The 18,153-nt window shown below is 55.2% G+C and carries 13 protein-coding genes; 4 read left to right on the top strand and 9 right to left on the bottom strand.

What is annotated here, in order from left to right; genetic code table 11:
- Positions 1–183: 183 nt before the first annotated feature.
- The gene (locus ACYZTX_RS12735) at positions 184–885 is read left to right on the top strand and encodes a hypothetical protein (RefSeq protein ID WP_462034319.1); all 702 of its coding nucleotides are present in this window, start codon (positions 184–186) and stop codon (positions 883–885) included.
- 167 nt (positions 886–1,052) lie between these two features.
- Here ACYZTX_RS12735 and ACYZTX_RS12740 read toward each other — a convergent pair whose 3' ends face one another.
- Positions 1,053–1,412 carry a hypothetical protein gene (locus ACYZTX_RS12740; protein ID WP_462034320.1) on the bottom strand — a complete coding sequence of 120 codons (360 nt, stop codon included), beginning with the start codon at positions 1,410–1,412 and terminating at the stop codon, positions 1,053–1,055.
- Positions 1,413–1,624: 212 nt separating this feature from the next.
- Positions 1,625–2,122, bottom strand: a complete 498-nt coding sequence (locus ACYZTX_RS12745; protein ID WP_462034321.1) for a hypothetical protein — start codon at positions 2,120–2,122, stop codon at positions 1,625–1,627.
- Between the two features lie 1,843 nt (positions 2,123–3,965).
- Between ACYZTX_RS12745 and ACYZTX_RS12750 the strand changes: the two genes are divergently transcribed.
- Both ACYZTX_RS12750 and ACYZTX_RS12755 read left to right on the top strand, forming a co-directional pair.
- Positions 3,966–4,889 (top strand): phage exclusion protein Lit family protein, encoded by a 924-nt coding sequence (locus ACYZTX_RS12750; protein ID WP_462034322.1) that lies wholly within the window; start codon positions 3,966–3,968, stop codon positions 4,887–4,889.
- Between the two features lie 68 nt (positions 4,890–4,957).
- On the top strand, positions 4,958–5,569 hold the full coding sequence (locus ACYZTX_RS12755; RefSeq protein WP_462034323.1) for an antitoxin Xre/MbcA/ParS toxin-binding domain-containing protein: 612 nt from the start codon (positions 4,958–4,960) through the stop codon (positions 5,567–5,569).
- A gap of 1,707 nt (positions 5,570–7,276) precedes the next feature.
- Here the strand turns inward: ACYZTX_RS12755 and ACYZTX_RS12760 are convergent.
- The 7 genes from ACYZTX_RS12760 to ACYZTX_RS12790 form a co-directional block, all read right to left on the bottom strand.
- Complete coding sequence (locus ACYZTX_RS12760) at positions 7,277–8,461, bottom strand: type III PLP-dependent enzyme (RefSeq protein WP_462034324.1); 1,185 nt, start codon at positions 8,459–8,461, stop codon at positions 7,277–7,279.
- Positions 8,458–10,233 carry an IucA/IucC family protein gene (locus tag ACYZTX_RS12765; protein ID WP_462034325.1) on the bottom strand — a complete coding sequence of 592 codons (1,776 nt, stop codon included), beginning with the start codon at positions 10,231–10,233 and terminating at the stop codon, positions 8,458–8,460. The genes ACYZTX_RS12760 and ACYZTX_RS12765 overlap by 4 nt, the downstream gene beginning before the upstream one ends.
- Positions 10,230–11,372 carry an MFS transporter gene (locus ACYZTX_RS12770; protein WP_462034326.1) on the bottom strand — a complete coding sequence of 381 codons (1,143 nt, stop codon included), beginning with the start codon at positions 11,370–11,372 and terminating at the stop codon, positions 10,230–10,232. The genes ACYZTX_RS12765 and ACYZTX_RS12770 overlap by 4 nt, the downstream gene beginning before the upstream one ends.
- A complete protein-coding gene (locus tag ACYZTX_RS12775) occupies positions 11,357–13,138 on the bottom strand; it encodes an IucA/IucC family protein (protein ID WP_462034327.1) in 1,782 nt (593 codons plus the stop codon). Before ACYZTX_RS12775 ends, ACYZTX_RS12770 begins: the two co-directional genes overlap by 16 nt.
- On the bottom strand, positions 13,135–14,334 hold the full coding sequence (locus tag ACYZTX_RS12780) for an ATP-grasp domain-containing protein (RefSeq protein ID WP_462034328.1): 1,200 nt from the start codon (positions 14,332–14,334) through the stop codon (positions 13,135–13,137). Before ACYZTX_RS12780 ends, ACYZTX_RS12775 begins: the two co-directional genes overlap by 4 nt.
- Positions 14,335–14,409: 75 nt before the next feature.
- Positions 14,410–16,512 (bottom strand): TonB-dependent receptor family protein, encoded by a 2,103-nt coding sequence (locus tag ACYZTX_RS12785; RefSeq protein ID WP_462034329.1) that lies wholly within the window; start codon positions 16,510–16,512, stop codon positions 14,410–14,412.
- A gap of 21 nt (positions 16,513–16,533) precedes the next feature.
- A complete protein-coding gene (locus ACYZTX_RS12790; RefSeq protein WP_462034330.1) occupies positions 16,534–17,298 on the bottom strand; it encodes an HpcH/HpaI aldolase family protein in 765 nt (254 codons plus the stop codon).
- 367 nt (positions 17,299–17,665) lie between these two features.
- Between ACYZTX_RS12790 and ACYZTX_RS12795 the strand changes: the two genes are divergently transcribed.
- Positions 17,666–17,914, top strand: coding sequence for a hypothetical protein (locus ACYZTX_RS12795; RefSeq protein WP_462034331.1), 249 nt, complete (start codon positions 17,666–17,668; stop codon positions 17,912–17,914).
- Positions 17,915–18,153: the final 239 nt, after the last annotated feature.

An 18,153-nucleotide genomic window follows, 5' to 3' on the forward strand; every position in this document is an offset into this window, starting at 1 on the left:
GTGATTTTGAAGACGGGTTTGCTGAGCTAAAAAGCAAAAAATTCTCTGAAATCGTCAAGCATCGCAGAATAACGCAATATTTAAATTTATTAACTGTGTTTAATAATTTTAATGGGTGTGTGTTGGAGCTATCTTTAGCATGTTATACTTTAGATATAAGAACAATAATAATGAGTAAAAAGTATGTATATTCGTATGAACCAAAATTGCGACCGTGTAGTCATTCTCAAATCAGTTTCAACCTCCGTAGAGGCATTCGATGCGGACCATAATCTGCTCAAAGGCGTCCGTAGGAGCACGACGGTCCAGATTGCATCGTTCGGCCTCCTTGAGCCGATAGCTCATCCTGATATTCCCCTTGAACAAGCGGTCGAGTTCGAATCCTGGAGAGACCTCCAGATCAGTCGCATTCGTAAAGCGTTCATTGACGCCGCCGCTGTCGGCAAACTGGGCGGCTCACCAGTTCTCAAAACACGCACCATCTTTGGTGACTCTTCAGCCAAGGTTGGTGAGTTCAGCGGCGTCATCGAACCAGTCATTCAAGTACAGGTCGGATTGATTAAGGCAGCGATGTCCGGTCAGAGAGTTGAGTCCGTGTCTCCAGTTGGTCCAATCGATGGAGTAGATGCTCAGTCCATCATTCACTCGATTTTGGAGATCTCTTCCAGAATTCTGAGGCATCAATATCGCACCGGATACAAGGGTGATAACTTGTACAACGTGAACGAATTGCTGGATATTCGCGCTGCTTGGTCTGCCCTCGGAGCAACGATGGAAGACGACATTACTGGACAGGGCAAAATTTCAGGTGATCGCAACGGTAGGAACGCCGCCACCGAAGGCAGAGCAATATTGAAAGAACTCAGGAGAAGCGTTACAGAGTGATTCCACCAAAGGCCCGTATTAGAACGGGCTTTAGGACTGGAACAATCTGCGTACACATGCCGATAAGTGCTCTCAAATTGTTCCTAAGAATCTAGTAATAGTAGGGGCATTTTGCATTTGCCGACCGTCAGTTCCAGTCAGTGCAACACGCCCCCAAGGCGTAAGAATCAACGACCCTTTCTATTGATGCAGCGCTGGCATAGCTTCCATTTCCAACCGTCGATAATTTCTTCGGCAGCTGGGCAGTCACCGCAGCGCTGACAGACTTGGCTAGTCGCAAGCTCAACGGCATAGCCAAGTTTTTGAATGTGTGGTGGTGCAAACGCGCAATCTACGCGTAGGAACCCATGTTCAGGCCGAGACACGACTTCGCATTCGTAATCCTCGCTCAAAATTTGCAGGGAATTGGCAAAGCCTTGCCAGCCGCGATAATTCTCACCAAGCCAGCTAAATTCAGTTTTAGCGTCGGGCAGCATATGCCGAATTGACGCAAGTGGATCTACTGATTTTTCTCTTTCATCACTCATGATCAGACCCTTGGTTGACAACAAAAAATATTGGATAGGTTTCGCTGCGTGAAATCCGGGTTTTTGCAGTGCCCGTAGGTCTATTGATTTCGCGTAGAGCCGTTTTTGACAGAATGGATCTATAGATTAGGTTTGAAACAATTTACCTGACTTTCATGAGAGCGATTGGCAATCACCCTCAAACCCGCTGGCCAGCTTACGGCGAAGCCGTGTCAGTACTCTTCGTCTGGCACAAAAAAACCTAGAGGGCGGATCAACTCGTCTACCGCACCTGCAATTCTCGGCTCCGCATAAAACTCCCTCAGGGTGTAGCTGAGGCCAATTGCGAGAGTTAGCTGAACCTCGTCTAGCTCGGCTGGATCGAATGGCCACAATTCGATTCGGGTGATTTGTTTATCGTGTAATTCAACATTTTCGAAAAAAATCTTCCCCTTTGAAAACTCCGGCCAGATTTGAATCGGCACTGCGAAAGTTTTATACGGTCGATCAGCAAGCATTGTTCGAGCGTCGAGAAATGTATCGCCTACGGGCACTAATCCTTCGCCATGTAAGCCTCGGATGTGAAACTCGGAAAGTTTCGGTGAGGAAACAAAATTTCGGACATCTGCAATTGAAATTAGGCCATCTCGGGCGCCGCAATGCAGCGTATTCAATAGCCTTTTGAGTAGATTTGACTCATTAGCCATTACTACTTGTTTCATCTCACTCATGTGTTAACGCTCATCACATCGGTCCACCGTGTTGTGTCGTTCGGCTAAGTAACTGCTTCTCAATATACCCAAGAGACATGGCTAGCGTAATCAAATATCTAATAAATCCGCGACCGTAAATCGCATTTAACCTGTCCGCAACGTCCATGAACTGCTTGCTTTTATTTCGTAGGACTGAGAGAGCAAGTTACTTCAATTCCAACCCAGCCGCTGGCATGTTCTCCCACTTTAGGATAATCGAATCAGCGGGCATCGCAGATAGAAGTTTCTTAAGCGGTGCTTTATGCTGCGGGAGATGAAAAGGCCTTCCTCGGAACTCTCCTGGATTGTTACGGTGCAGCCTGCTGGAAAACCGGCACGTAGGTTTTTTGGGATTGTTATTCGAAATTCTGAATCAATCGTAACTTGAATCATAATCAAATCCCTCACACTAAGAATATGAGCCGAGATTATTAACCCTGCTGGTCAACTTCGGCAAGTCCGGGCTGCGTTTATTTTCGCTTGGACTCGAATCTGCGATATTTTGGGTTGCTGCTGCGTTGGCATGAACGCTGTGTGGAACATCGGGACATATCTCAGTCGCCCACATATCCAGCACATGCCAAGCGATATGCGGCAATTACAGGTCGTGGAGTTTCCGGACTTGTTCCGAGCGTTAATTTTTGCGGGCGCTGACCTAATTTTAATCCCTATCGTTGCCGGAAATATACTCGCGGGCAAATTATTCAGCCCGCTGTCATTTATCAATCTTGCATATCCAAACTGATTACGCAGCTGTGTAACTTTGATTCATTTCGCGCAGAAGGGGCAATGAATCACCCCTGATTTACACAGCTGTGTAAATGTTGTTCATTTCGCGATGAGGGCGTATTGAATGAGTCCCTGATTACACAGCTGTGTAAATGTTGTTCACTTCTCGATGAGGGGGTATTGAATGAGTCCCTGATTACACAACTGTGTAAATGTTGTTCATTTTGCAATGAGGGGGTATTGAATTAGCCCCTGATTACACAGCTGTGTAATTGTTGTTCATTTAGCGCTGAAGGGGCATTGAATCACCCATGGTTTACACAACTGTGTAAATTTTGTTCATTTCGTAAGGATGGACATTGAATCCGCCGTCAGATTACACAACTGTGTAAATGTTGTTCCTTTCGCGCTGAAGGGGCACTGAATCACCCCTGGTTTACACAGCTGTGTAAATTTTGTTCATTTCGTAAGGAGGGGCATTGAATCAGCCGTCTGATTACACAGCTGTGTATCTTGACGAAACTCCGGGTGAGAGGCGTTGGATAGTGAGCAGATCTAAAATCTGTGTAGGGGCGCAATTTTCATTGCGGTTTTGACTGCCAAACACGTTCAAAAACGGTTTCACACAGTCGGGCCAATAGCTGCTGGTTTTCCGAGTACCGCTGTCCTGCTTCCGCGTAGCTGCTCAGAAGTCCGGAACCCGCTGATCGGGATGGTGCCAGTAGTAACATCGGCTGTAGTGCCGAAACCGTTTTTCCATTGTTACTGCAATTGGCGTTCTCGGCCGAAAGTGGGCTGTGGTGAAGGGAGGGCGCCCCGTAGCAGCCCTTCGCGAAAGACAGCTAACGGTCAGTGGCTGCCGATCTCGATAATCAGCAACTAGCCAAAAGCAGACCATAGACACGCTGTTACCGACTTTATAATCTGCGTATGGGTCGAGCCGCTTTTCTTCCCTCTATTATGTCGCGTCTTTGGTCGTCATGAGATCTGCTCAAGGAATTGCATATGAGCGCGAAACGCTATGCGACACAAGCGACGGAATAGTACAATGCTAATTCTTTCCTCTACTTATAGTTAGCTACCACGGAAGACCATGAGCGAGAACATCGAAATACAGAAGCTATTTGAAGGTGTCGTACCTGAAAGGCTGGATGAGATTCTTGGCCTTATTAAAACCAACTCTGCTCAATTTCGCAGAGTTGGAGACAAATCAGGGTTCAATCTTGATGCAGGTGCCTTCGGTGCCATTCAATTTACACAGCGCTCTTTAGACCAACTGTGGCTTTTCGGATTCTCCGGAATATTTGCACTGCATTGCTACGCAGGAATTGCCTTCTTGGCAAAAAACGATGAACTCACGTTTTCTCTAAATGAAATTGAAAGCCTGCCAGATCAAAAAGCGGCGGATGATCGATTCTCATCACTTATTGATATCATTGGTCGGCTAAATAGCGTAGAAAGTGAGTATGACTTCACTTGGCCTGACGGCATTCCAAAGCCCGAAGATGGGAGGCCAAACAACATTGAGCAAGCAGCTGTCTTTGATCTTGTTTTAATGGCAACTGCTTACGTATTCCTTCATGAACTCAAGCATGTGATATTCGAAACAGAAGGAAATGCGCCAGAAGATCGCGTAGAAGAAGAAATGCAGTGCGATGCGTTCGCCTCTGAAATGATGCTTTCTCAGATAGAGAAATACTCCGAAGTAAGTGGATTCACAAAAGACAAGGTGCGCATGAAGCGAGCCATAGGGATTTCTCTCGGCAATGCCTTTTTAGCCGTAGCCACACCTAGAGCCAACTTGGGGGGCACAACAAGTCATCCGCCAGTACATAAACGGTGGTCGAACACACTAGGCAGCATTGCACTAGAGGAGAATGACTTCTACTGGCTGTATTTTGCGTCTCTCGCTATCGCTCTACTAAAGTATAAAGGAATAAAATTCCCTGCACAGAAAGTTTTCACCTTCAAGCGGCTCGCAATGTCAGCCATTGAATCATTAGAGGGCGGCGCCTAACAAGTCATTCAAGCGCATTGTCTAAAGCATGGGCCACCACTGACTTGCAAGAGGAGGGTACTAAAATCATGCATGAAGAACTCGACACGCTTCTGTGTACGCGATATCCAGCCATTTTCTCAGCCGAGCGCTCGGCGGGTCAGCGCTTGTTCGGCTTTGAGTGCGGTGATGGCTGGTTCACGCTTATCGATGCTACGTGTGAGTTGATTCAGCACGACATCGAGACCAATGGCTCTCAGCAGTTACTGGCTTCACAAATTAAAGAAAAATTTGGCGGGCTTCGTTTTTACTACCGGCAGGGAAGCGGTTACGCAACTGCTGCGGTTGATCTCGCAGAATTTCTATCGCCGTACATCTGTGAAATATGCGGCGCTCTCGGCAAGTCGGTGTCACTCTTCGGTTGGATGCAAACGCGTTGCCCGGCGCATGAAAGTACGACTGTTTATGAAGGGGCTCCCCTGACATTGGAGAATAACCTGCTGCTAGTTCCTCCTATGGGTGAGTTGCTGGGCGCTGCGTTGGCGTTATTCGCACTTGATGGTCAGGCCGCGGCCCGCTGGTTGACTCAACCAGCGCCTGCGCTTGCACATACGATTCCGTTGGCGTTGGCAGGAACTGTGGGCGGCCAGCACCAGATCTTGACGCTCATCGGACAGCTTGAGCACGGCGTCATTCCGTGACGCAGTTATGAATGGTACCGCTGACCTAAACCTGATCCAGGCACCTGCCGTAGGTTAGGTCAGCAGTAACCCTCTGGATTCTTTCCGCGTAGCGGCTCTTTCGTGCGCCCGCTACGCGGAAATGAGCCAATTGTACTACCCATGACTGCCAGCCTTCCTGTTACACCACACGGCTTCTCAGTTAGATCGGCGAGTAGCCGCTTTATTGACGCGTTTCAGGTCGCGCCCGATGCAACTCGCAACATTGGCCGTGCAGTCGCTCAGCAAAAGTTTCGATGATCCAAGGAGGCAATGAGCGTTGTTTTAGCACTCTAGTGCGAATGCTGCCTGTCGCGATGGGCTACCACCGGCCAATAGCGGCCACTTCGAATCATCACTTTCGCTTTGCGCTAATGTGCTGCACGAAAATCGCCAAGTCAAAACACCTTGTACCTTGTCAGCACCTATCGAAATGCCTTTCTAGCGCTCTTTCTTACTCTCTAGCCTGCGTCCATGTGAGTTCACGCCGCTTCTGGCCCTTTTTCGTGCTGCCTTTGGCACCAATCCTGTCTGATATTTCTCTTCCTTTCTCCGCTTTTTCGCATGTCAGATAGCCTTGCCAAGCGCCCTGTTTCCGGGCGATTAGGGCGTTTTTCCTCACCCGCTCCACGGCGCTAAACCCTGGAAGCTCAGTTCCGATTCTTCGTTCTTAAAGGTCACCATCCCAAATCAGCGAAACCGGCTGTACGTCAAGCGGGCCGTGCCTTTGAAGACAAACGGAAGCAGCGAAAGCACCTTTAGGCCGGACTTCCGATTGTGCGCTAGGGAAACGGAACAGAGCGCGGGGAGGCGGGGAGGGTGGTTGGGCAATCGCCAGGTCTGCGGAAGGTCTCTAGTCGCCGGCCGAGCCCTTTGATCACAAGGTCCTGGGGCCGATTTGGGATCAAACCATCGCGTCCGAGAGCCTGACGGATACCTCCAAATTCGACGTTTTTGGGCCCAAACCGCAGTGCCAAACAGACCGCAAATTCACCCGACTTCTTGCTGTTTTGGTGACAAACCATTTTGCAGGTAGTTGGCACCGATTGAGTGCCGCTGAACCCTCGAAAGATCCGTCGGCCGCGGCTTCTAGCGGTCAGCTCGGAATCTCTTTCAAGGTCCTGGTCGGTGCCAAATCCGCTGCTAACTCACAGAATTGAGACTTGCTGGCGCCTTACCGGTTGCCGGATAGCTATCAGTGCCAATGCAAACTACCTCATCCTACCGTTTCAAAACTGACCCGCTGGGTGGTCGTGACTTTTGCAAACGATTCAGGAGGCGCCGCTGGGTCGGTGCTTGCCTGGTGTGGTGACTGTTGGATCGGGCGTTTGTGGCCCTGGCTGTTGCCGGTGATGCCAACGACCGGGTGACGCTACTGGCCGATTACTCGAAAGGTCGCGCATTTTGCACCCTGCGCTTAATCTGCAAGATCGCGAGTTTATTCCGATTGTTCACAGGGAATGTCAAAACTGCTCTGACCCACTCATCATATGACCCGGATTGTCATCTCGACATGCTGTCCGCTGGCAGACGGCAACCCCATCGGCAAGTGCCGAGCCTCAATATGGGACTTCGAAAGGAGTAATCACCACTCACTTCTCATTCGTTGAAAATTTGATTACACAGGGTGAAAGCTGTCCGAAGAGTTTGAAGGACACATCGGACAAGCAACCACAGATACGCGTGGAATCAGCCCTCGATAAAAACCTTCAACGGTGGTTCGTGCATCAGGAAGTTCTGGTGCGAGATGTTCCAGGCATAGGCGCCCGCGAGAGTGAATACTAGCAGGTCACCAATCGCTAACTGCGCCACTGGTTGTTGCCTGGCGAGGACGTCCTTTGGCGTACACAATTGACCCACCAGCGTCACGGACTGATCGCTGATTTGCGCCGGCTGCGAGCCTCGCAGTACCGTGAACGGATGGTCGTGGCCTTGAGCCGCAGGCGTGCGAAAGTGATGAGTACCGCCTCGTCCGATGGCAAAAAACTCGCCGTGGCTGCTTTTGATGTCCAGCACCTGCATGAGGTAATAGCCACAGGCAGCGCTGATGAAGCGGCCGATCTCGAAACGTATGCGGGTCGCGCCCATGTCATACTCATCGATCAACCCCTTCAGGCCCTGACAGAACCGTGGCCAGTCGAACGACTTCGCCGCATCCTGATAGTTGATGCCCATCCCTCCGCCAACATTCAGCAGCGGCAGTTGCAGGTCGTGGTCGGCGCACAGATCGTGGAAGGTCAGAAAGTAGCTGCGAATCAATTCAAGGTGCGCGTCGACATCCAGTTGGTGCGACAGCAGATGAAAGTGCAGCCCCTTGAGCTCCAGAGACGGTTCTTCGCGCAGCAATTGCAGGGCGCTTGCCAGACCTTCTTCATCCAGGCCGAACGGCGTGGGTTTGCCGCCCATGACCAATCGACTCTGCGGTGCCTGAGCCAGCTTCAGATTCAATCGCAGCATCACCGGAGCCCGCACACCGCGTTCGCGGGCGATGCGTGCCAGGCTACGCAGTTCGGTCACGCTCTCCACGTGAAACGCCGAAATTCGGTACTGCATGGCGAGGTCCAGTTCGCGATCGAACTTGCCGGGTCCACCAAAGATCAGTGGCTGGTCTGGACACTGCTCATGCAGCCACGTCAGTTCGCCGCCCGAGGCCGCCTCGAAACCATCCACCCACGGCGCCAGGGTTTTCAGCACCAGGGCTTCCGGGTTGGCCTTGGCGGCGTAGAACAATTCGCAGTTTTCCGGCAGCACCTGACGCATTGCCTTTACATGCCGTTCAAGGGCAGGCAGGTCGTAGACGTACGCGCACAACGGCGCGTCGTGTTCAGTCTTGAGCTGCTCGATGCATCGGGTGACGGAGGCAGGAAGATTCATGCGCGTTTCCTCTTTTCAATGATCGCCAGCGGACTGGGCAGTGAGGTGTAACCGGCCTCGCGGTCGGCGCGCATCATCAGGCGCGTCATGAAGTTTTCTTTGCTCGGGAAGGGCGCGCCGGCGCACAACTCTCGCAGTTCTGTCGGATAGCCGAGACGCGCGGATTGCGCGTGCAGCAGGTCGCCGATTCGCGCCCACAGTTGCTGTTCCAGCACGTCGCTGCCGTTGGCCAGATGGAAAATCGCTTCGCCGAGATTGTTCACCAGTGCGCAGTAACCGACTCGTTGCCAGGCTTTTTGCGCGCTGTAGTACACCGAGCTGCGGGTACGTTCATCCAGCGCACTCAGACGTTCGGCGGGCCAGATTTCAGGGACCAGCTTGGTGCCTTCCAGATCGCGAATCCAGACCAGGCCAGGCAGTCCGTCTTCACCGAAGCCAATAACCGTGTTCTGCAGATGCGGCTCCAGCACTACGCCCTGGCGGAACAGGCAATACAGCACACCGCCGAGCATCTGGCTGGCGTAGGCATCCAGCCAGTTCAGCGTGGCTTGCTCAATGGTTAATCCCACCTTGTCGGCGTAGCGCTGCAACTGTTGGTGGCACACGCTGCGACCTTGTTTATCCCAAGTGAACAACGCCATTGCCACTTGCGGCTGGTACCGCTCGCGGTCGGCGACGGGAAGGTTTTCCCGGTAAACGATACCGAAGCATTCGGTGACTTCGCGGGCCTCTTCCAGCGTACCCAGGGCGCTGAGGTCCAGGCTGGTGGCACTGGGCTCGGGCATCAACATGAAGCCCGGTTGTTGTGTCGCCAACTCGCTCATGATCGGGCCGAGCAGGCGAGTGAGGGCGACGGCGCTGTCCAGTTCATACCAGGCGTTCTTGCGCACGCAGTTGGTCAGGCGCACATGCATCGAGAACTTCATGAAATAGGCCATCTGCGGATGGTAGAGCGTGCGCACCGACGACGTTGGGTACATGCCTTGGCCCAGGGGGCCGAGGTATTGGATCAAACCCTGTTGTTGAGCACGCTGTACCAGCGGGTCGGCAAGCACGCGGGCGACTTCCCAGGGGTGGCACGGGTAGGCGTCGTCGCGTCCCGACAGTTGGCGCAGAGTACTGCGCGGATCTTCGCCCTGATGACGAATCAGCGTGGGCTCGACCTTGAACCAGTGCAGCTGAAAGTGCGCCCCGACTTCCGGCGAGCAGGCCAGCAAATCGTCATGGGAGATGCCTTCACGACTTTTCGGTGTCGGATGCAGGGCGTGGCCCCACAGCTGATGCTGCTCGGACGCCAGCAGGCTGTCGGCAGCGTCGTCGGCCGGGCGTGAATGACGCAGAAAGGTGCGGGTGACCTGCAGGCTGTTGGCGACCTGTTGCAGCATCTCGCCGACGCGGTCAGCGCCACTCAACGGGGTACATAGCAGGCGCGCCAGTTCGTGGGCCTTCAATGGACGCCAACTCTGGTTGTTGCCTTTGAAATAGGGCGCGCTGATGTAATGGCAACGACCCAGAAGGCTGGCGCGATCAATGCGTACAACCAACCGGCCACTGGGCAGGCGAATGCTGATGCAACGGCCGTTGGCCTGGCGCAGGCTCATCGGCAGATCCTGGGCTTGATAGTTCAGGTTCGCTTCGTTGCGTGGCAATGCATACTCGCGCAGATAGCAATTGAGCAGGCACTCGATGGCATGTCGCTGGGCTTCACCATCGAGGGCGTGATCATGCAGGGATACGGTGTTCAACGATGCGGTGTTCGTAACGAGCGTCATGCCGGAATCTCCCGGGAGGTCATCAATAGAGGGCGCGCTAGCACCATGGCCGCCATGGCTGCCAGGCACGCAACAAGAAAGGGGGACGCGATGCCGCAGGTTTGACTGACCAGAGCGGCTGCGGCACCCGCAGCGGTACCGGCCCATTTGCCACTGGAGTCGAACCAGCCGAACAAGCGACCGGCGCTGCCTGTCCGGCTGCGCTGGCTCAGGCAGCGGTGCAACCCGACGAAACTGAGCAGCATGCCGGCCCCGCTGAGCAGACGCAGAATGAACAGCGGCTCGGCCTGCACGCTCCAGAATTGCAGCGCGTTACTGATTGCAAGCAACGCCAGCCCCGGCAAAAGCAGATTGCCCTGATGTTTCTGAACCCAAGGCAGGGCCAGCAGGTAAACCAGATGCGGCAGGCTGTAGAGCACGCCGATCACGGCATCGCTGCCAATTCCCAGTTGCTCGCCGAAAGGCATGAAGTATGGAAAGGTGACGACCATCGCGAAGCTGAACAAAAACTGCACGGCCAGTAGCCGCGGCATGTCGTCTGGTAGTTCGCCCAATGCCACAGTTTTTTTGCTGCGCAAGACATGTTTGGGGGCGTCCTTGGGTAGCGGCAGGATGAGAACGAAGGCCAGCAGCGGTAACCAGGTCAGATAGCGATACAGGCTCAATCCCATGCCTTGCGCGGTCAGCAGCCCCAACAGGATCGGGCCACTGATCATCGCCAGGCGCGCCGAATACTGTGTCCAGTTCAGGGCACGGGACAAATCGCCGCCCTTGAACTGGGTCGACAGGTAGGCGTTGGACGCCGCCATTGCGCCGCCGAAGGTGCCCTGGATGACCAACGCCAGGACGAATACCGTCAGATTGGGGCTGAAGCCTGCCAGTAGAAAACCCGCGAACAATCCGGCATGAGCGCGCAGTAACGACAAGCGACAACCGTTGCGATCGGCCCAGCGTCCCCAGATCGGCGCCGCCAGTGCGGTGCATAGCGTCGGCAACACGAACAACACGCCGATGGCCCATCCTGGGGTGCCAGGTGCGAGGTCAGTGAGGATGCGCGGCAGGTACAATGGAATACCCAACGCCGTGAAAGCCGAGAGGTAATGTCCCAGCAAGACGCTGGAGATCAATCGTCGTTGCATGGAGCGTCCTCCAGCAGGAAGTTCGCCGCGCTGTAGCCATAGAATTTGTTGATGTCGCTGGCACCGGAATGCGCCTTGCTGAACAGGCTGCCGGCGCTGAGCAGGTATTTCACCGGCAATTTCGGGCTGTCGAGCAGCCATCGGCGCGCATCGTTGCAGTCGATTCCTTCGGCTTCGAGTTGTTGCAGGCAGGTCACCAGACGCTGACGCAGCGTGCCGTACAGGCTGGATCGGGAGGCCAGGCCTGCGGTCGCTATCGCTTCCAGGATCGCAACGATGTTCAACTGCAACGTGATGGTGCAGAACATCTCGGCCAACGGTTGGCTGCTGTCGACGCGAATGCGCTCATCCTGCAAGGTTGCCGGCAGATCAGCGAGATCCGGGCAGGCAGTGGCGAAGCGCTGAGGCCACAGGCGAGCGGCGTCATTGTCCTTCATCAACAGACGCAATGGCTGACCTTGCTCGAACATCAAAACGGCGTTCTGCTGGTTGGCCTCCAGCGCGATGCCGTAATGCAGCCACAGTCGCAGATGCACCTGCAGCAGTAGATCGAGATATTCATCCAGCCAGTGTTGCAACGAACCTGCGTAGAAGCGCTCGACCAGTTGTTCAAGGAACAGGCGCCCGTCGGCAAGCGGGCTGGCCAACGCGGCGACAGGTACCAGTGTTACGTTCTCCAGCCCTGTCGGATAACGGCGCACGATATAGGCCAGATGACGACTCTCGGCGGCATGACCACCGTGTTTTTCGTCAACGTGCAGATAATGTGACGCCAGTGCCGGATCGCGCTCGGTCAAGGCCTGCAGGGTGGTCTGGAACCAGTGACCGTCGTAGAGGGTGCTGGGCTTGATCAGGCGCAAATTGCGTGCACCGAGCGTGCTGACCAACAACGGCAGTTTGATGTGCCACTGAGGTTGATTGATGCAGACCACCGTGCGCACAGACAGCGTTGGCTCGACCTGCATGGCGGTACGTGGAGCCTTGAGCGTGCCTTCAGGCAAGCCGTATTGCTCCAGTTCGCCCCATGTCAGCGGGTGTACTGGCAGTAATGAATGGCTGTTTTGCAGGGCCGATGACAAGCCGACTTCCTCGAAGTTCGGCCAGTGCGGCGGCTGCGGGCTGGTCAGGGTCAGGGCGTTGTTGGGAATCGCCAGCCAATTGAGATCGAAGCGCGGCGCGAACTCCGGCGCGTAGCCTCTGAGCGCGGCGGCATCGAAGCCGCTTTTGGCCCGCGCCGTTGGATAAAACGGGTGATCCAGATAGCTCGCCAGTTGATCGATCTTCAGCAGCCTCTGCGACCAGTCCTTCAGGTCGGTCACATCGCTCAGCGCGGGCGCATGTTGGCGATACGCCTGATTGCACAGGGTCCGGTGTTCGTTCGCGCAATCTGCTTCTTTCAGATACGCCGCGAACAGTGCCAGACTTTCTTCGTCCAGACCGTGGCTCAGGTGGCCCAGCCAGAGCGCGTAGCCGCGTTGAATCTCGCCGTGGCCTTGCGGCGAGACCTTGATCCAGGCGTCGCCGGTACCGATCCAGTCCTGCAACGGATACGCCTTGACCACCGGCAGCCAGAGTTCGTCGGGGCCCAGATGGGCGATTCGCAGCCAACTGGCGTCGGGCTGGTGCAGCAAATTGTGCCTCAGTTCCTGCGGCAACCGCCCCATCTGTCCTGCGCTGACGATCCCTCGGATGTCTTCGCGCAGACAGCAATCGATGATGCGTCGAGTCATGAACGCCTGATCCGCGGCATTCGGAGAAAGGCTCATGCCATCACCCACTTCAGGTCGTTCAGCGTCAAATTCAGTTGCGTTTCGAGACTCACTTCATCCGGCGCGATCAGTCTCAGTACGCCAACGTAGTCCTTGTTGGAATGGCTGATGGTCACGGAGTCGCCGGTGTTGTGAAGTGCGCGGTAATCGCACCAATGGCTCTCACGTTCGGTATTGAAGCTGGCACTGGCCTGTTTCAGCCGTCCCGAAGCGTTGGCCACCAGGTAATGAACGGTGGCTTCGGCTTGCGCGGGTTGCGTGTCGACCAGCTTTTCGCCCAGATGCAAAGCGATGATGCGGTCGAACCAACCCTGGGGCAGCAGCCTATCCAGCAGGAACTCGCGACCATCACCGATGCTGCGGTAATTGATCTCAACCAGTACCGGGCCTTCGGTGGTCAGGATGAACTCGCTGTGGCAAACCCCGAAATTGACCCCGAACGCGGCCACTTGAGCCAGTGCGCCAGCGCGCTGTTCGCGACTGAGTTGGCCGTTCCAGCGAGCGGCGAGTTCGACGAAATGCGGCGGTGCGGAAAGGGTGACGTCGAAACCACCAATGGCTTGCAGATTGCGCCCGTCGCCCAGCGTCTCGAGGGTGAATAACGGACCTTCCATGTACGCCTCCAGCAACAACGCCCGGTCCGGTTGCTGCTGCCAGAACTGTTCGCAGTAAACGACCAGATCGGCGGCGTTGTGACACAGTCTGACGTCCAGGCTGGCGACGCCTTCACGAGGCTTGGCGACCACCGGCCATGGCGCGTCGGTCGGCAGTTCGGCATTCGATGTAATCACCTGGAACCAGGGGCCGGGCAAGCCGAGACGTTGCATGCGCTCGCGCATGGCCGCCTTGTTCTTGGCCGCATAGCACAGTCGCCAGTCCTTGCCGGGGCATTCGAATATCTCGGCCACCATGGCTGTCGCGGTCTGCAGGTGATCGCTGTTGGAGAACACTGCGGCTGGGCGCAAACCCTGGCTGTTGAGTGTCTCGACGACCGCTAGCGGGTTGAACACATCACATTCGATAATGTGCAGCTCATCTGGCGAAATGTGCGAGGTGGCGAGCAGGCGCCGGTGCTCCTGAGCGTGGTCGGTGATCACCACGATCGGCAACCCGCGTTTGTGCGCGGCAGGCAGGAAACCCTCGAGAATGGCAGGGTGGGCGACGTGGGCAAGAATGACGAATGGGCGTTCCATGGCAGTTTCCTGGGGGCAGCTGCTGTCCGTCCCGAAGGATCGGGCAGCAGGTTTACAGGGGCGCAGATGCGCGGTTTAGAAGCGGTAGTTGGCGCCTACGGTGAGCGAGCGCTCTGGCGCGGGTTGACGACCCCATGGGCTGGTGTCGATACCGCGGAAGTAGTACTCGCGGTTGAACAGGTTGCTGACGCCCACGGATGCGGTCAGAAGGCTTTTGTCGGCCAGCTTGAATTCACGCTCTAGGGCGGTGTTCCAGACCCAGTAAGCAGGCAGTTTGCCCACGCTGGCGGTGGCATTTTCATCGCTGGAGTTGGCCGCATCGGTGTAAGCGCTGCTGACATACAGGCCGTCAAGGTTGTAGGTCCAGTGCTCGGCAAAACGGTAACGACCGTCAACCGTGAACTGATTGCGCGAGGAATACGGCACTTCGTTGCCCTTGAATGTGCCATTGCGTTGCTTGGCATCGAGGTACGCGTAGCTGGCGTGCAGGTCCAGATCAGGTAGCGCTTGCGGTGTCCAGAAAATTTCGCTCTCGACACCTTGGTGACGTGTGCTGCCAAGGTTGTTGAAGCGGTCAGTCGTGGCGTTGTAGCTGATCTGGTCGTCGAAATCGATGCGGTACAGGTTGAAGTCGACGCGCAGGCCGTCCCACGGGGTATAGCGCATGCCGGTTTCGTAGTTCCACGCCAGCTCGGCGCCGACATCGCCTTCCTTGACGATCTGCGTGACTTGCGGTGGACGCAGGGACTTCTGGGCGTTGGTGTAGACGTACCAGGTGTCGGTCGCCTGATAACCCACTGTCAGGCCCGGCAGCCATTCTTGGGATTTGTTCTCGCGCGAGAAACCGGTAATGCCGTCTGCGTAATCCATACGGGCGTTTTCGTAGCGCACGCCGGGAGTAATGGTCAGGCGATGATCGAGCAGGCTGATGGCGTTGCTGAGGTAGAACGCGCGGGCGTCGTCATCGAACTTCCAGTCCCGGAATGGCGTCGTTCTGCCGGTAGCGACGCTCTGGCGGTTGACCTTGTAGTCGATGTCTTCGCTGACATAGCGGGCGCCCAGCAACCAGGTCTGGCCAACCGTGTCGCCATCGATGGTGGCACTGATGCGCGGCTCCGAGCCCCAGACTTTAAAGTCGCGTGGACCGTCCTGTTTGGTCACCGCCGTACCGTCCGGCGTGAACGGCAGGCCGACGACAAAGTTGCGGTAGCTGTCGTGGGCGAAGTTGGTCCAGCTGTATTCCACTGAGTCGAACGGCCCCATGGCGCCGAGGCGCTGGGTGTAGGTGCCCCACACGCGATTGGTGTCGCCCTCGAAGCGGTCCAGCGGACGCGTCGATTGCCGTGGATCATCCTTGTAATCCTTCACGCTGAGTGCTCCGGCCAGGTCCATATCGGCCTTGTAGTGCTGGATACCGAAGCTCAGATCGCGATCGTCGTCGATGTTCCACTGTCCGCGCAGACGATAGTTCTGAACATCGGTTTCGGAGTGCTCGCGCCCGTATTCGCCACCCAGGGTATTGAGGTCCAGTTGCAGGCCGAAGTTATCGGTCAGGTAGCCGCCGGTACCCAGATAGTTGTCCCACAACTGGCGCCCACCAGCGTTGAACGTCAACTTCTCCTGCAGAGTGGTTTCCCACTCGCGCGGAATCGGCTTGCTGATGAAGTTGATCACCCCGCCAACGTTGTTCGGACCGTATTGCACCGCGGCGCCCCCACGCACTACATCAATACGGTCTACAGTGGCCATGGTCATTGGAAACAGCGACATACCTGTCTGGCCGTACGGCGCCAGTGCGAGTGGGATGCCATCCGACAACGCTTGAATCCGGCCGCTACGACTCTCGTACAGCCCGCGTACCGATATCTGTGGCAGGGCGCCGGTGCCGGTTTCGTCAAAAACCTTGACGCCCGGTACCCGTTGCAGCGCATCGTCCAGACCGCGAACACTGGCTTTTTTCAGTTCGCTTGCGTCGACGACGCTGCGGCTGCCGGCATAGGTACGCACGTCCTGATCGCTGGCCGTGCCCAGCACGTCACCCTGAATCGTCGTGGGTGCCAATTCCAGGTTACTGGCAGGGCTTGTGGACAAATCGACGGCTTGATCGGCGGCCATGGCACCGTGACAGATGCCCAAAGTGATCAGACTGAGTGAAAAATGCAGGTTTGTTAATTTCATGTGGGCTACGTTGGCTCGTTTTTACTGTTGGAGAGAATGCAGGCGGGCTTTCAATGCGTTATGCAACAAGCCCCGGTCTTCGCCGGCCAGAAAGCTTCGGATCCCGCGAGCGCGCCACAGCGTGTTCTGTTCGGCCGTGCGGGGATTTGCGCAGAAAGGTATTGCGGCGTTGAGGCAGGCATCGGCCATGTTTTGCAGCGTTTGCCAGACTTGAGGATTGAGCGGATCGGGTCCCAGACCTAGATCGAGGGACAGGTCCAGAGCGCCTTCCATGATCATGCCGACGCCCGGCAGTTGCAGGATTTCGCCGAGAGCGTCGACCCCGGCGCGGCTTTCGATCATGGGAATAATCGGCGTCTGACGATTGGCCAGATCAATGTATTCGGGTAATGGAAGGCGACCGAATCCGGTGATACGGCCACCGGTTATTCCACGTTTCCCCAAGGGAGGAAAGAAGGCCGCTTCGATGGCGCGCTGAACTTGCGCAGCACTTTCGGTACGTGAAAGGACGATGGCTTCGATACCGGCATCCAGTGCCCGACCGATCATTTTTTCGTCCACTTCAGGTATGCGCAGCCAAGGCGAAATGCCAGCGGCCTCACACGCGCGGACACAATGCATGATGTCTTCTTCGGAGCGCAGTAAGTGCTCAAGATCCAGAATTACGAAGTCGTAGCCCGCAAATGCGAGCATTTCGCAGAGCATTGGTGAAGGGAGAGAGTTGAGCAGGCCGTAGACGTTGTTCCCTGCGTGTAACCGGGAAAACACCGGAGAGGTTCGTATCACTTCGCTAATCCTTCAAGCTGGGTGCGCGCTAATAGTAATCATTCCCAAACATAAGTAAACATTTTTAGTCACCGATACGTGATATTCGTGATGGCCCTCATAAAAATCCTGTTCTTGGTGTAATGCTGTTCACTGAGTCGCCCCGGATCCCGTCACGACTGACCCGATGGCAAATGAGGGGGCTGGGGCGATTTCTGAGTTTTGTTAATATCTCGTCGAATCTCGGGTATTTATTTCCACTCTTTAGAAACCTTGGCTCTCCAAGGGCCTTATTTTTCGTTGCCGAGTAAGATTGGTTACATAATTTGGTCAGCATAAATTCAGTACCAGGGCGTGAGTTTCGCGTCCGCGAAAAAAAGGATCGATGATGAGCATCAAAGACACCCTTGCAAAGCTTGATGATGCCGTGCTGACCGAACTGCTGGACAACGCACAATTTGCGCTGAATGACATGGCCACTGCGAAGAAAGTTGCCAAGGAATTTGGAACACCACTGGCCCGTGTTCAGGCCTTGGCATACCTCGCGGTGCAGCTATCCATGGAACCAGATCGAGTGCCGGATATTACAACGGTGTCCCAGGTAAATGCGCTTCAGACCGAACTGGCTAACAGGTAGTAAAAAGCTTAACTGAGCACCTAGAGATATTTTTTGAACGTCGTCGCTGTGATCGCTACTGTTGCCAGCTGAGCCGAAAAACGCTTGAAGACTTTGCGCGATTTGGTGCTGGATCCCGTGTTCTTCGGTACAACGACATCCATCAAATCCCTGCGAATAATCCACGATGAAAAAGCACCTACCCATTTGGAGTATGGCGCGGCTATTCAATCGGCTGAATGATCGCCATGACAACTATT

The organism is Pseudomonas sp. MDT1-17, assembly GCF_054898105.1.